This is a genomic window from Pseudomonadales bacterium (assembly GCA_024234215.1).
Lineage (GTDB): Bacteria > Pseudomonadota > Gammaproteobacteria > Pseudomonadales > UBA5862 > JACKOQ01.
Genome location: JACKOQ010000001.1, coordinates 378,818 through 392,921 on the forward strand (window position 1 = coordinate 378,818; position 14,104 = coordinate 392,921).

Here is a 14,104-nt window from a genome sequence, read left to right on the forward strand (position 1 = left end):
AGTGTCTGTTCCTGTGTCGGGAAAAGCGCCCGCTCAGGGCAGCAGCCGCTCGTCGGCGTAGAGGCTGGCCAGGGTCTCGCGCGGGCGGACCAGATGCATCTGGGTGCCACTCACCATCACCTCGGCAGGCCGACCCCGGCTGTTGTAATTGGAGGCCATGACGAAGCCATAGGCGCCTGCCGAGCGGATCGCCAGCAGGTCGCCCGCCTCGATGTCGAGCAGACGCGCCTTGGCGAGAAAATCACCGCTTTCGCAGACCGGGCCGACCACTTCGTACTCCACCGGCTCGCCGCCACGGCGGGTCACCTCGCAGACTGCCTGCCAGGCATTGTATAGAGTGGGTCGCAGCAAATCATTCATCGCCGCGTCGATGATCGCAAAGCGCTTGACGCTGCTTTGCTTGAGATATTCGACCCGGCTCAGCAGCAGACCGGCGTTGGCGACGATGGCGCGGCCCGGCTCCAGCACCAGTTCGAGCCCGGTTCCGGCCAGCCGCCGGCTGAGCGCGGTGATGTATTGGGCCGGTGTCGGTGGCGTCTCGTCGCGGTAGCGCACGCCGAGTCCGCCGCCCAGGTCGAGGTGCCTGATCTCGATGCCTTGGGCACGCAGCTGGTCGATCAGCTCGAGCATTCGTTCGAGCGCGACCAGAAAGGGCTCGATCTCGGTGAGCTGTGAGCCGATGTGGCAATCGACGCCGACCACCTCGAGATGGGGCGATGCGGCCGCGCGCCCGTAGAGCGCCAGCGCATCGGCGAATTCGATGCCGAACTTGTTCTCCTTGCGGCCAGTGGCGATGTAGGCATGGGTGCGGGCATCGACATCGGGATTGACCCGGATCGAGATCGGCGCGCGCTGGCCATGTGCCCGGGCGACCGCTTCGAGGCGGTCGAGCTCCGGAATCGACTCGACATTGAAGCAGCGCACCCCCACCTCGAGCGCCCGTGCCATCTCGTCGGCGCGCTTGCCGACGCCGGAGAAGATCACCCGGGCCGGATCGCCGCCGGCCGCCAGCACCCGCTCCAGTTCGCCGACCGAGACGATGTCGAAGCCGGCGCCCAGCCGCGCCAGCAGGTTGAGCACCGCCAGATTGGAGTTGGCCTTGACCGCATAGCAGAGCAGATGGGGCTGGCCCTGCAGCGGCTGCTCGAAGGCCAGATAGTTCTGCTCGATGGCGGCGCGGGAGTAGACATAGCAGGGGGTGCCGAACTCGGCGGCAATCTGCTCGAGCGGCACATCCTCGGCATGCAGCCGGCCCTGACGGTAACCGAAGGGGTCGATCATGATGGATTCCGCAGCGGGGATGGCGGCGTGCTGGCTGCCGGCGCGGATTGATCGCCAGTCGGCGGCGGCAGATAGAGCGGCCCGCGCTGGCCACAGCCGGCCAGGCAGCAGAGGGTCACACAGAGCAGCAGGAGTCGTCGTGGCATCATCGGTTCCGGTCGCAACGGCAGGCCGGCAGTATAGCGGTCGGGGCCGGCCAAACCTACACAGCGGCGTGAGTTGAACTGGATTGCCGCTGAGCGTGCAAGCCGTTACCGTAGGGGCTGGCTTGACAGGTGCGCCACGCGGGCGTCGTGTTTTGCATCCGCCAGCAGCACCACTGCGGAATTGATGCGTAGGGAAATCTCATGTCGAACGTGAAAGAGAAAATGGCGGAGGTCATCCAATCGCAGCCGGAGGATGCCACCTATGAAGAGATCATGCGCGAACTGCTGTTCGAGGGAATGGTGGAACGGGGTCTCGAAGACGCCCGTCACGGCAGAGTGATGACCCAGGATGAGCTGGAGCAACGGATTCGCACATGGCAGAAATAGTCTGGACCGAGGAAGCCGGACGTTGGCTTCGTGACATCCATGACTACATTGCAGTGGATAACCCGGTGGCGGCATCGAAAGTCATGGCGGGCATCATTGAGCGGGCACAAGTGCTGCGGCACTTTCCCGAAATTGGCCACCGATATCGAGTCGAACCCGAAGGAGAGATCAGAATCCTGCTGTATGGCCATTATCGAATCGTCTATCTGCGGCGGCCATCGCCATCGCAACTGATCGACATTTTGGGTGTCTTTCACGGCGCATTGGATCTGGCAAGGTATCTACCATGAGGGCCGGCGTGTTGTTGACGCGCACGAGACGCGCGATTCCGTATTTGCCGCCCTTGGCGTCAAGACCAAATATGGCGCATCGACCACCTGGATCGGCAAATTGCTTCCCCGTCTCAATGCGGAGCAGACGGGCGTGGGGTCGGCTTCTATTTCCGCAACGTGACCGAGCTGATTCTGTTCGGCGTGCGGGGCAAGGGTACCCGGACGCTCGCGCCGGGACGGCGACAGGTCAACTTTCTGGCCACGATGAAGCGCGAGCACAGCCGCAAGCCGGACGAGGCCTATGACATCATCGAAGCCTGCTCTCCTGGCCCCTGGCTCGAGATGTTCGCACGCGGCAGCCGCACGGGTTGGACCACCTGGGGCCAGCAGGCGGACGATTACTTTCCGACCTGGGAAACCTATGCCAACCACAGCCAGGTGGGCCGCGACGAGACGAGCGCTCGGGCGACGGCCGATGGCGCAACGTCGCTGTAGGCCGCCGCAGGCAACGGTGCTGCGCACCGACATGCCTCGGCGTCGGCGATTTTCATTTCGCGCCACCCGGCGAAACCTTCACCATGCAGCAGCCCGATCGGCTTGAGGAGACGGCCGAGGCGCTGCCGTTTCATCCGGCAGTGGCGCGCTGGTTCGAGCGGACCTTTGGCGGGCCGACGCCGGCGCAGCGCGCCGCCTGGCCGGCGATCCAGCGCGGTGAGCACACGCTGATCGCGGCGCCGACCGGTTCCGGCAAGACGCTGGCGGCCTTTCTGGCGGTGATCGACCGGCTGTTGCGGCAGGGGCTGACTGGTGAACTGGTCGAGGCCACCGCAGTGGTCTATGTCTCGCCGCTGAAGGCGCTCTCCAACGACATCCAGCGCAATCTGGCCTGGCCGCTAGCCGGTATCGCCAGTGAACTGGAGGTGCTGGGGCTGCCGGCGGTGCCGCTGCGGGTCGGTCTGCGCAGCGGTGACAGCACGCCGGCGGAGCGCACCGCGCTGCTGAAGCGGCCGCCGCACATTCTGGTCACCACCCCGGAGTCGCTCTACCTGCTGCTGACCAGCAGCGGCGGACGGGCACTGTTCGGCCAGACCCACACGCTGATCATCGACGAGATCCATGCGCTGATCGACAGCAAGCGCGGCGCCCATCTGGCACTGTCGATCGAGCGGCTGCAACATCTGGCGCGCCAGCCGCTGACCCGGATCGGACTCTCCGCCACCCAGAACCCGATCGCGGCGGTGGCCGATTTTCTGGTCGGCGCGGGCGACGGTGTGGCGCCGCCCCCGTGCCACATCATCGATCAGGGCCATCGACGGGCGCTCGACCTCGACCTGCTGCTGCCGGCGGCACCGCTCGAAACGGTGATGAGCAACGAGGTCTGGGGCCTGCTTTATGACCAGCTCGCCGCGCTGATTCTCGAACACCGCACCACGCTGATCTTCGTCAACACCCGCCGGCTGGCCGAACGGGTGACGCGGCAGCTCAGCGAGCGGCTGGGCAGCGAGGCGGTTGCTGCGCACCATGGCAGCCTGTCGAAGGCGCAGCGGTTCGAGGCCGAGCAGCGGCTGAAGGCGGGCGAGCTGCGGGCGCTGGTGGCCACCGCCTCGCTCGAACTCGGCATCGACATCGGCGCGGTCGATCTGGTCTGCCAACTGGGCGCGACCCGCGCCATCGCCACGCTGTTGCAGCGCGTCGGTCGCTCCGGCCACAGCGTCGGCGGCCTGCCGAAGGGGCGACTGCTGCCGTTGAGCCGCGACGATCTGGTGGAGATGACGGCGCTGATCGATGCGGTCAAACGGGGCGAACTCGATCAGTTGCGCATTCCGCAGGCACCACTCGATGTGCTGGCGCAGCAGATCGTGGCCGAGGTGGCGGCCGAGCCCTGGTCGGAGCGGGCGCTGTATGCGCTGCTGACCCGCGCCCAACCCTACCGCGCGTTGCCGTACGACACCTTTGCGGAGCTGGTGCGGATGCTCGGTGAAGGCTACAGCAGCCGGCGCGGACGGCGTGGCGCCTACCTCTATCGTGACCTGCTGCAGGGGATGTTGCGGCCGCGACCGGGTGCCCGGCTGACCGCCCTCACCTGTGGCGGCACCATTCCGGACACCGCCGACTACGACGTCATCCTGGAGCCGGCCGGCACCCTGATCGGCAGCGTCAACGAGGATTTCGCCGTCGAGAGCATGGCCGGCGACATCTTCCAGCTCGGCAACAGCAGCTGGCGCATTGTGAAGGTCGAGTCGGGCCGGCTGCGGGTCGAGGATGCGGCTGGCCAACCACCCACCATCCCCTTCTGGCTCGGCGAGGCGCCTGCGCGCAGCGATGCGCTGTCGCGGGCGGTGTCGCGGTTGCGGCGCGAGGTCGATGAATCGCTGCAACAGGGCAGTGTCGAGACCGCGGCCAGGGCGTTGCAGGCGCGTCTGGGGCTGCCGGCGGCCGCCTGCTGGCAACTGGTGGAGTATCTGGCGGCGGCGCGGGCCGCGCTCGGCGCGATGCCGAGCGACGACTGTCTGGTGCTGGAGCGCTTTTTCGACGAATCGGGCGGGATGCAACTGGTGCTGCATGCCCCCTTTGGCGGCCGGATCAACCGCGCCTGGGGGCTGGCGCTGCGCAAGCGCTTCTGCCGCCAGTTCAACTTCGAGCTGCAGGCCGCGGCGAGCGAGAACAGCATCATCCTCTCGCTCGGCGTGACCCACAGCTTTCCATTGGCGGAGGTGGCCGGCTACCTCCAGGCGCGCACTGTGCGGCCGCTGCTGGTGCAGGCGCTGCTCGATGCACCGCTGTTCCAGGCGCGCTGGCGCTGGAATGCGCTGACCGCGCTGGCGATTCCCCGTCGCCGTGGCGGTCAGCGCACGCCGGCCTTTCTGCAGCGGATCCAAGCCGAGGATCTGATTGCGCTGGTCTTTCCCGACCAGTTGGCCTGTTTCGAGAATCTGCAAGGGGAGCGGGAGATTCCCGACCATCCGCTGGTGGCGCAGACCCTCGACGACTGTCTGACCGAGGCGATGGACATCGACGGGCTGGAGCGGCTGCTGCAGCGGCTGGCCGCCGGCGAGATCAGGCTGGTCTGCGCCGAGCTGACCGAAGCCTCGCCCTTCGCCCAGGAGATTCTGGCGGCCCGGCCCTACGCCTTTCTCGACGATGCCCCGCTCGAGGAGCGCCGCACCCAGGCGGTGATCAGCCGGCGCTGGCTCGACCCGGCCACCGCCGCCGATCTGGGACGGCTCGATGCGGCAGCGATCGAACGGGTGCGCGGCGAAGCCTGGCCGGTGGCGCACGATGGTGATGCGCTCTGCGATGCGCTGCTGCTGGTCGGCCTGCTGCATGAAGAGGAGCTGGCGCAGCCGCGCACGGCCGGCTGGTCCACGCTGCTGACGGCAGCGCAGGCGCAGGGGCGGGTCCTGTGCATCGAACTGGCCGGAGAGCGGCGCTGGCTGGCGATCGAGCGGCTGCCACAACTGCTGGCACTGCATCCGCAACTGGCCGAGCAGCCGCTGCCACCGCTGCCCGATCCGTTGAAAGAGTTCGACTGGACGGCCGAGGCCGCGCTGGTCGAGCTGCTGCGCGCCCGGCTGGAGAGCAGCGGTCCGCTCGATGTCGATGAATTGGCCAGCCTGTTTGCACTGCCGCCGCCGCGCATCATGGCGGCGCTGCTGAAGCTGGAGCAGGAGGGGTTCATCCTGCGCGGCGCCTTCAGCGACCCGCAGCGTGAGCAGTGGTGCGAGCGGCGGCTGCTGGCGCGCATCAATCGCTACACCCTCGACCGTCTGCGGCGCGCCATCGAACCGGTGTCGATCGCGCAGTTCCACCGCTTCATCGACCACTGGCAGGGGGTGGGTGCCAGCGGCAGCGGCGTCGAGCGGCTCAATGCCGTGATCGGGCAACTGGCCGGGCTCGAAGCCACCGCCAGCCAGTGGGAGGGTGAGTTGCTGCCGGCCCGGCTGGCGCACTACGACCCCGCCTGGCTCGATCAGCTCACGCTGAGCGGCCGGGTGGTCTGGACCCGGCTGGGCGGCAGCGGCAAGGGCGGTGGTCCGCTGCGCCGCACGCCGATCATGCTGCTGCCGCGTGGCGAGTTTCCGCTGTGGCGGGCGCTGGCCGATGCCGACCAAGGCACCCCGTGCAGCGCCGGGGCCGAACGGGTGCGCGCGCTGCTGGCGAGTGGCGGGGCGCTCTTCTTCGACGAGCTGTGCCAGCGGCTCAGTCTGCTGCCGAGCCATCTGGAGCGTTATCTTGCCGAACTGGTGCAGCGGGGCGAGGTGAGCGCCGACAGCTTTGCCGGCATGCGCGGGCTGATTCAGCCGGCGGCCTGGAAGAACCACCCGCGCTACCGCCGCCGTGGCAGCTCGGCACTGGCCGAGGCGGGCCGCTGGTCGCTGCTGCCGCCACCGTTGCAGCAGGAGCAGGCTGCCAGCTGGTTCGGCGCCCGCCACAGTGAGCAGGTGACCCGCGCCATCGCCGGACAGTTGCTGCGCCGCTACGGCATCATCCACCGGCAACTGCTGGAGCGCGAAAGCCGGCTGCTGCCACCCTGGCGTGACCTGCTGCGCATCTATCGCCGGCTCGAGGCCAGTGGTGAGATTCGCGGCGGCCATTTCATCGCCGGTGTCAGCGGCGAGCAGTATGCGCTGCCCGAGGCCATCGGCGCGCTGCGGGCAGTGCGGCATGAAGAGGGTTGAGCCGGCGGTTTCTCAGTGCGTCCCGTTGGCGGCGACGCCCTGCAGTTCGAGGTTGTGCTGCAACAGGTGGCGAATCTGCGCGGTGCTGTTTCGCTTCAGAAAGTAGACCGGGATGCCGGTCGCCTGCACCATCCGCAACAGCCGCTGATCCTCCACCTGCTCGCGCAGCGCCAGAATCAGGTTGGCACGCTCGACCCGCCGCACGGTGCGGGCATGCAGCCGCAGATCGCGCAGCACCCGCTCGATGAGGTCGCGGTCGACGCCGTAGGGGTAGATCATCAACGGATGGCCGCTGCTGACCAGCGGCGGGGTCTGACTGCTCGGCGTCAGCCGGCGTCGCCGCGGCAACAGCGACTGAACGACGCCAGATTCGCCATCCGCTGGTTCGGCCGCCGCGTCGCCGCAATGCAGCACCGGCGGTGACTCGCCGCGCAGCAGTGCATCGACCGAGCCGTTGCTGTCGGCATGGATCAGCAGTTCATCCTGGCTGATCAGCTCCACCACGCAGTCGAAGGTGGCGGGCCCCTTGCGCTCGAGAATGGTCTTCTGCGTGCCGCGCAGCCGTGCCATCTCATCGCCCAGCGTCACCGTCTGCACCCCGCCGATCAGGTCGCAGAGGGTCGGATTGGCCAGCAGGTTGGCCAGCGTGTTGCCATGGGCGGTGCCGATCAGCTGCACGCCGCGCTCGGCGATCGTGCGTGCCGCCAGCACATCGGCGGCGGTGCCGATCTCATCGATGATGATCACCTCCGGCATGTGGTTCTCGACCGCCTCGACCATCACCGCATGCTGCTTCTCGGGGGTCGGCACCTGGATGCGCCGGGCGCAGCCGATGGCCGGATGCGGAATGTCGCCGTCGCCGCCGATCTCGTTGGAGGTGTCGACCACCATCACCCGCCGACCCAGCTCATCGGCGAGAAAGCGGGCCACTTCGCGCAGCCGGGTGGTCTTGCCGACGCCGGGGCGACCCAGCAGCAACAGGCTGGCGCCGCGTTCGACCAGGTCGCGCAGCGGGCCGATGGTGCCGATCACCGCCCGTCCCACCCGCAGCGTCAGGCCGACGATCTCACCGCGGCGATTGCGCAGGGCCGACAGCCGGTGCAGCGTGCCCTCGATGCCGGCACGGTTGTCCTGGCCGAAGGGGCCGATCCGGCCGACGATCTGCTGCAACTGGTCATGGCTGATCGGCTCGCTGCCGAGCATCACCGCACCATCGCGCAGTCGCGCCTGCGGCACCCGGCCCAGGTCGAGCACGATCTCCAGCAGTTGTTCGCGTGGCAGGAGGGAGAGGGCATGCTGCAATGGCAGTGGCAGCAGGGAGAAGAGCAGGCCGATGTCGTCGTGCGGATGAGCCGGGGTCATGCGGGGAACCTCGCGGACGCTGCCCGGATGTGGGCAGGCCGATCATACCGCAGAGTGGATGAATTGGATGACCGCATGGTCAAAATGGCACAGGGCGTGCCGAGGTCCGGGTTGAGACGGTGCTGACGGGTGGTCGAACGGGGTGTCCGCCCTCCATGGCGGAAACGGGAAGGGACGAAAAGAGGCCCGCGATGGCGGACGGCAGAGGTTCAGAGGTTGCTGTCGATGAAGGTGGTCAGTTCGGACTTCGACATCGCGCCGACCCGGGTTGCCTCGACCTGACCATTCTTGAACAGCATCAGTGTCGGGATGCCACGGACGCCATATTTGGCGGGCGTCATCTCGTTCTGGTCGATATCGACCTTGCACACCTTGACCCGGCCATCGTAGTCATCGGCCAGCTCATCCAGCACCGGGGCGATCATCCGGCAGGGGCCACACCAGGCTGCCCAGTAGTCGACCAGCACCGGTGTCGGGCTCTTCAGCACCTCTTGTTCGAAAGTCTCGTCGGACACATGGACGATGGCGTCGCTCATGATTGGCTCTGCTCCGGAAAAAAGTGGGTTGGATGGTCACGGAAGGCGGGTTTCATTATGAAGGTTCGGTGAGTCTTTTCAACCAGATCAACCGCCGAACCGGCGCAGCTCGGTGGCCACCTCTTTGGCGAAGTAGGTCAGGATCGCGTCGGCACCGGCGCGCTTGATCGACAGCAGCGACTCCATAATCACCGCCTCGCTCAGCCAGCCATTGGCGATGGCGGCGCGGTGCATCGCATACTCGCCGCTCACCTGATAGACCAGCGTCGGTACGCCGAACTGCCGCTTGATGCGCTGCACCACGTCGAGGTAGGGCATGCCCGGCTTCACCATCACCATGTCGGCGCCCTCCTCGAGGTCGAGTGCCACCTCCTGCAGTGCCTCCTCCAGGTTGGCCGGATCCATCTGGTAGCTCTTCTTGTCGCTCTTGCCGAGGTTGCCGGCCGAGCCGACCGCGTCGCGGAACGGACCGTAGTAGGCCGAGGCATATTTGGCCGAGTAGGCGAGGATGCGGGTGTGGCTGTGGCCGGCACCTTCCAGCGCCTGCCGGATCGCGCCGATGCGGCCATCCATCATGTCGGAGGGGGCGACGATGTCGGCGCCCGCCTCGGCCTGCGACAGCGCCTGCCGGACCAGCACCTCGATGGTGACATCATTGAGCACATGACCGCTGGCATCGATGATGCCATCCTGGCCATGGCTGGTATAAGGGTCGAGCGCCACATCGGCAATCACGCCCAGTTCTGGAAAGCGCGCCTTGACCGCGAGAATCGCCCGCTGCGCCAGCCCCTGCGGATTGCAGGCTTCGGCGCCATCGCTGCTCTTGAGTTGCGCCGGGGTGACCGGGAAGAGCGCAATGGCCGGAATGCCGAGTTGCAGCGCTGCCTCTGCCTCGTGCAGCAGTTGATCGATGCTGACCCGCTCGATGCCCGGCATCGATCCGATCGGTTCACGCCGGTTGTTGCCCTCGACCACGAAGAGTGGATAGATCAGGTCATCGCTGCTCAGTCGGGTTTCTCGCATCAGCCGGCGGCTGAAGTCGTCGCGGCGCATGCGCCGTGGACGAAAACGGGGGTGGGGGCGGGAGAGAATCTGGCTCATGCGCGGCATTCCGATGTCGAGGTTGGCCGCCATTGTGCGCCACGGATCGGTGGATGCCAAAGCCTCCGCCGCCCATCGACCGGCCTCACTGCGGCCGCGCCGTGTACAATTGCATGCTGCCACCGACCGACCTATCGACAGCGGGCCGCCACCATGCCGGAGAGTTACATCCGCAGGATTCTCGAAGCCAACGTCTATGACGTGGCGATCGAGACACCGATTCAGCCGGCACCGCTGCTGTCGCGGCGCTACCGCAACCAGATTCTGCTCAAGCGCGAGGATCTGCAACCGGTGCACTCCTTCAAGCTGCGCGGCGCCTACAACAAGATGGTCAAGCTGACGCCCGAGGCGCGCGCGGCCGGCGTCATCTGCGCCTCGGCCGGCAACCATGCCCAGGGGGTGGCGCTGGCGGCCCAGCGGCTGAAGATCAGGGCCACCATCGTCATGCCCCGCACCACCCCGGCGATCAAGGTGGCTGCCGTGCGCGCGCTGGGCGGCAAGGTGCTGCTGCAGGGCGATAGTTTCGATGAGGCCTTCATTCGCTCGCAGCAGCTGATGGCCGAGCAGCAACTCACCTACATCCACCCCTACGATGACCCCGACGTCATTGCCGGCCAAGGCACCATCGGCATGGAGATTCTGCGCCAGCATACCGGCGCGCTCGATGCGCTCTTCGTGCCGGTGGGTGGTGGCGGCCTGATGGCGGGCATTGCCGCCTACATCAAATACCTGCGGCCGGAGATTCGCCTGATCGCCGTGGAGGCCGAGGAGTCGGCCTGTCTGGCAGCGGCACTGGCCAAACGGCGGCGGGTGGTGCTGCCGCAGGTCGGACTGTTTGCCGATGGGGTGGCGGTGGCACAGATCGGCCAGGAGACCTTCCGCGTGCTGCGCAAGAGCGTGGACGAGGTGATCACCGTCACCACCGATGAGATCTGCGCGGCGATCAAGGATCTGTTCAGCGACATCCGTGCCATCGCCGAACCGGCCGGGGCGCTGGCGCTGGCCGGCCTCAAGCAGTATGTCGAGCGCAACCAGGTCGAACAGCAGACCCTGATGGCGCTGCTGAGCGGTGCCAACGTCAACTTCGACCGGCTGCGCCACATCGCCGAGCGGGCCGAACTCGGCGAGCGGCGCGAAGCGGTGCTGGCGGTGACCATTCCGGAGCGGCCGGGCAGTTTCCACGCCTTCTGCACCCTGCTGGGGCGGCGCAACATCACCGAGTTCAACTACCGCTACAACGATCCGCAGCAGGCGCGCATCTTCGTCGGCGTCGAGGTCAACGAGGGCGCGCCGGGCGAAGGGCGCGCCGCCCTGATCGAGAAGCTGCACCACCATGGCTATCCGGTGGTCGACATGACCGACAACGAGATGGCCAAGCTGCACATCCGCCACATGGTCGGCGGCCATGCCACCGATGTGGCCGACGAGCGGCTCTACCGCTTCGAGTTTCCGGAGCGGCCCGGCGCGCTGCTCAACTTTCTGAGCCGGCTGGGCGAGCGCTGGAACATCACGCTGTTCCACTATCGCAACCATGGCGCGGCCTATGGCCGGGTTCTCAGCGGTATTCAGGTGCCAAGAAGCGAGCGCGCCAGGCTGAACCAGGAGCTGGCGGCCATCGGTTACCCCTGGTGGGATGAGTCGGAAAATCCGGCCTACCGGCTGTTTCTTGGCTGACCGGGGCGGGTGGAATGACGCTGCCCGATGACACACCGCTGGCGCTGCTGCTGCTCGGCCCCACCGCCTCGGGCAAGAGCGCGCTGGCGCTGGAGCTGGCGGACCGCTTTGCCGTGGAGATCGTCAGTGTCGACTCGGCGCAGGTCTACCGCGGTCTCGACATCGGTTCGGCCAAGCCGACCCCGGCGCTGCAGGCGCGCTATCCGCACCATCTGATCGACCTGCGCGATCCGGCCGATCCCTACTCGGCGGCGGCCTTTCGTGATGACGCGCTGGCGGTGATGGCGCAGATTCGCGCCCGCGGCAACACGCCGCTGCTGGTCGGCGGCACCATGCTCTACTTTCAGTTGCTGTGCCGCGGCATCACCACGCTGCCGCCGGCGCGGCCGGCGCTGCGCGCGCGTCTGCTGGACGAGGCCGAGGCCGACGGCTGGTCCCGACTGCATCAGCGGCTGTGGCAGGTCGATCCAGTCGCTGCCGAACAGATTCCGCTCGGCAACCGCCAGCGGCTGATCCGGGCGCTGGAGGTGTTCATCGACACCGGCATTCCGCTCAGTCAGCACCATGCCGAACAGCAGGCGGCGCCGCTGCCACAGCGGTGGGTCACCCTCGGCATCCAGCCGCAGAGCCGCCAGTTGCTGAGCGGGCCGATCGCGCAGCGCTTTCGGCAGATGCTCGACATGGGCTTCGTCGAAGAGGTGCAGCGACTGTTCGAGCGCGGCGATCTTCACCCCGACCTGCCGGCGATCCGTGCGGTCGGTTACCGGCAGGTCTGGAGCCATCTGGCCGGGCAGAGCAGCCATGCCGAGATGATCGAACGGTCCCTGATCGCCACCGGGCAGCTTGCCAAGCGGCAGTTGACCTGGATGCGCGGCTGGCCCGGATTGCGGCCGCTGCCGCTGGAGCGCGCCGAGCAGCTGGCGCTGGCCTTGAAAATCGTGACACCGTTACCCATTTCGAGGCGGTGAACAGATCCGCAGCCGCGCGCCTGTCGAGTTGGGAAATTTGCAGTACAATTCGAGCATTACCATCAAGGAGACCTGCCATGTCTAAGGGGCACTCGCTACAAGACCCTTACCTCAACGTGCTGCGCAAGGAGCGGATTCCGGTTTCGATCTATCTGGTCAACGGCATCAAGTTGCAGGGACAGATCGAATCCTTCGACCAGTTTGTCGTGCTGTTGAAGAACACCGTCAGCCAGATGGTCTACAAGCATGCCATCTCCACGGTGGTGCCGGCACGTCCGGTGCGGCTGCCGCCGGCCGGCAATGCCGACATGGAGGATGAGGAGCCCTACGAAGGAGGCAACGAGTAATCGCCCCGATCGCTTCGCTTCAGTTCTTCGACCGTCCCGAGATCGGCCAGCGCGCCATCCTGGTTCAGCTCGACCTGCCCGGCGACAGCGCCGACCTGGACGAACTGCATGAACTGGCCCGCTCTGCCGGCCTCGAACCGGTGCTCCGCTTCCGCGCCAGTCGAGCCAAACCGGCCCCCGGCCACTTTCTCGGCAGCGGCAAGGTCGATGAACTGGCCGCCGCTGCCCTGCAGTTCGATGCCGGTATCGTTCTGTTCAACCATGAGCTTTCATCATCGCAGGAGCGCAACCTCGAACGCCGGCTCGGACTGCGGGTGCTCGACCGCACCGGGCTGATCCTGATCATTTTCGCGCTGCGCGCCCGCACCCATGAGGGGCAGTTGCAGGTCGAGCTGGCGCAGTTGCAGCACCTCTCCAGCCGGCTGGTGCGCGGCTGGAGTCACCTCGACCGGCAGAAAGGCGGCGTTGGTCTGCGCGGTGCCGGTGAGACCCAGCTCGAGCTCGACCAGCGGATGCTGCGGCAGCGCACGCAGCGGGTGGAGCAGCGGCTCGAAGCGGTGCGCAAGCGCCGTGCCGAGGGGCGGCGCGCCCGGCGCCGTGGCGAGATTCCGGTGCTGTCGCTGGTCGGCTATACCAACAGCGGCAAGTCGACCCTGTTCAACGCCCTCACCGGTGCCGACACCTTCGCCGCCGACCAGCTCTTCGCCACGCTCGACTCCACATTGCGCCGCATCGAGTTGCCCCATCTGGGACCGGCGATCCTGGCCGACACCGTCGGTTTCATCCGTCAGTTGCCGCACCAGTTGATCGAAGCCTTTCGCGCCACCCTCGAAGAGAGCCGCGAGGCCGACCTGCTGCTGCAGGTGATCGACTCTGCCGACGCCGACCAGCAGGAGCGCAGCCAGGAGGTCGAGGCGGTGCTGGCCGAGATCGGTGCCGACACTGTGCCGCGGCTGCGCATCTGCAACAAGATCGATCTGGTCGATGGCCTGTCGCCCCGTCTGGAGCGCGACAGCCAGGGGCGGCCGACGCGGGTCTGGCTCTCGGCCCGCAGCGGCGCCGGCCTCGATCTGCTGCGACAGGCGCTGGCCGAACTGCTGCAACCCGACTGGGTCGAGGAGGAGCTGCGACTGCCTCCCAGTCTCGGTCGCCTGCGCGCCCGGCTCTATGCACTGGGCGCGGTGTTTGGCGAAACCACCGACGAGAGCGGCATTTCGCGGGTCGCGGTTCGCTTCTCCGGTCAGGCGCTGAGCCGCCTGCTGGCGCGTGAGGGGATCGACCCGGCCGCGCTGGGGGGCTCACAGCGGCTGCGCCAGCTTGCGGCATCGCCTGCACCCCCCTAGAATCGCCG

At 67.2% G+C, this 14,104-nt stretch carries 12 protein-coding genes and 1 pseudogene; 8 read left to right on the forward strand and 5 right to left on the reverse strand.

All coding sequences use genetic code 11. The features are described from left to right. Nucleotides 1-33: 33 nt before the first annotated feature. Together lysA and H7A13_01860 are read right to left on the reverse strand one after the other, a co-directional pair. Nucleotides 34-1,278, reverse strand: a complete 1,245-nt coding sequence (gene lysA / locus H7A13_01855; GenBank protein ID MCP5332100.1) for a diaminopimelate decarboxylase — start codon at nt 1,276-1,278, stop codon at nt 34-36. After that, entirely contained in the window at nt 1,278-1,430 is a 153-nt protein-coding gene (locus tag H7A13_01860) for a lipoprotein (GenBank protein ID MCP5332101.1), read from the reverse strand. The genes lysA and H7A13_01860 overlap by 1 nt, the downstream gene beginning before the upstream one ends. 198 nt (nt 1,431-1,628) lie before the next feature. On the opposite strand from H7A13_01860, the gene H7A13_01865 reads away from it, so the two are divergent. The 4 genes and pseudogenes from H7A13_01865 (at nt 1,629) to H7A13_01880 (ending at nt 6,765) form a co-directional block, all read left to right on the forward strand. Then, nucleotides 1,629-1,814 (forward strand): hypothetical protein, encoded by a 186-nt coding sequence (locus tag H7A13_01865; GenBank protein MCP5332102.1) that lies wholly within the window; start codon nt 1,629-1,631, stop codon nt 1,812-1,814. Beyond that, complete coding sequence (locus tag H7A13_01870) at nt 1,802-2,104, forward strand: type II toxin-antitoxin system RelE/ParE family toxin (protein MCP5332103.1); 303 nt, start codon at nt 1,802-1,804, stop codon at nt 2,102-2,104. The genes H7A13_01865 and H7A13_01870 overlap by 13 nt, the downstream gene beginning before the upstream one ends. A 126-nt stretch (nt 2,105-2,230) precedes the next feature. After that, nucleotides 2,231-2,581: pseudogene (locus H7A13_01875) on the forward strand (S-adenosylmethionine-binding protein). An 83-nt stretch (nt 2,582-2,664) separates the two neighbouring features. Beyond that, the gene (locus H7A13_01880) at nt 2,665-6,765 is read left to right on the forward strand and encodes a DEAD/DEAH box helicase (GenBank protein ID MCP5332104.1); all 4,101 of its coding nucleotides are present in this window, start codon (nt 2,665-2,667) and stop codon (nt 6,763-6,765) included. Between the two features lie 12 nt (nt 6,766-6,777). Here the strand turns inward: H7A13_01880 and H7A13_01885 are convergent, their stop codons facing one another. From H7A13_01885 to hemB, 3 genes are all read right to left on the reverse strand, one after another. Further along, nucleotides 6,778-8,127, reverse strand: a complete 1,350-nt coding sequence (locus tag H7A13_01885) for an AAA family ATPase (GenBank protein ID MCP5332105.1) — start codon at nt 8,125-8,127, stop codon at nt 6,778-6,780. A 209-nt stretch (nt 8,128-8,336) separates the two neighbouring features. Further along, nucleotides 8,337-8,663 (reverse strand): thioredoxin TrxA, encoded by a 327-nt coding sequence (gene trxA, locus H7A13_01890; protein ID MCP5332106.1) that lies wholly within the window; start codon nt 8,661-8,663, stop codon nt 8,337-8,339. An 87-nt stretch (nt 8,664-8,750) separates the two neighbouring features. After that, nucleotides 8,751-9,764 carry a porphobilinogen synthase gene (gene hemB / locus H7A13_01895; GenBank protein ID MCP5332107.1) on the reverse strand — a complete coding sequence of 338 codons (1,014 nt, stop codon included), beginning with the start codon at nt 9,762-9,764 and terminating at the stop codon, nt 8,751-8,753. Between the two features lie 153 nt (nt 9,765-9,917). Here hemB and ilvA point away from each other — a divergent pair, with 153 nt between their 5' ends. The 4 genes from ilvA to hflX all read left to right on the forward strand — a co-directional run bounded on the left by ilvA (nt 9,918) and on the right by hflX (nt 14,096). Continuing rightward, complete coding sequence (gene ilvA / locus H7A13_01900; GenBank protein ID MCP5332108.1) at nt 9,918-11,438, forward strand: threonine ammonia-lyase, biosynthetic; 1,521 nt, start codon at nt 9,918-9,920, stop codon at nt 11,436-11,438. A 14-nt stretch (nt 11,439-11,452) separates the two neighbouring features. Next, the gene (gene miaA, locus H7A13_01905; protein ID MCP5332109.1) at nt 11,453-12,406 is read left to right on the forward strand and encodes a tRNA (adenosine(37)-N6)-dimethylallyltransferase MiaA; all 954 of its coding nucleotides are present in this window, start codon (nt 11,453-11,455) and stop codon (nt 12,404-12,406) included. Between the two features lie 77 nt (nt 12,407-12,483). Further along, nucleotides 12,484-12,753, forward strand: coding sequence for an RNA chaperone Hfq (hfq, locus tag H7A13_01910; GenBank protein MCP5332110.1), 270 nt, complete (start codon nt 12,484-12,486; stop codon nt 12,751-12,753). An 8-nt stretch (nt 12,754-12,761) separates the two neighbouring features. After that, entirely contained in the window at nt 12,762-14,096 is a 1,335-nt protein-coding gene (gene hflX, locus H7A13_01915; GenBank protein MCP5332111.1) for a GTPase HflX, read from the forward strand. Nucleotides 14,097-14,104: the final 8 nt, after the last annotated feature.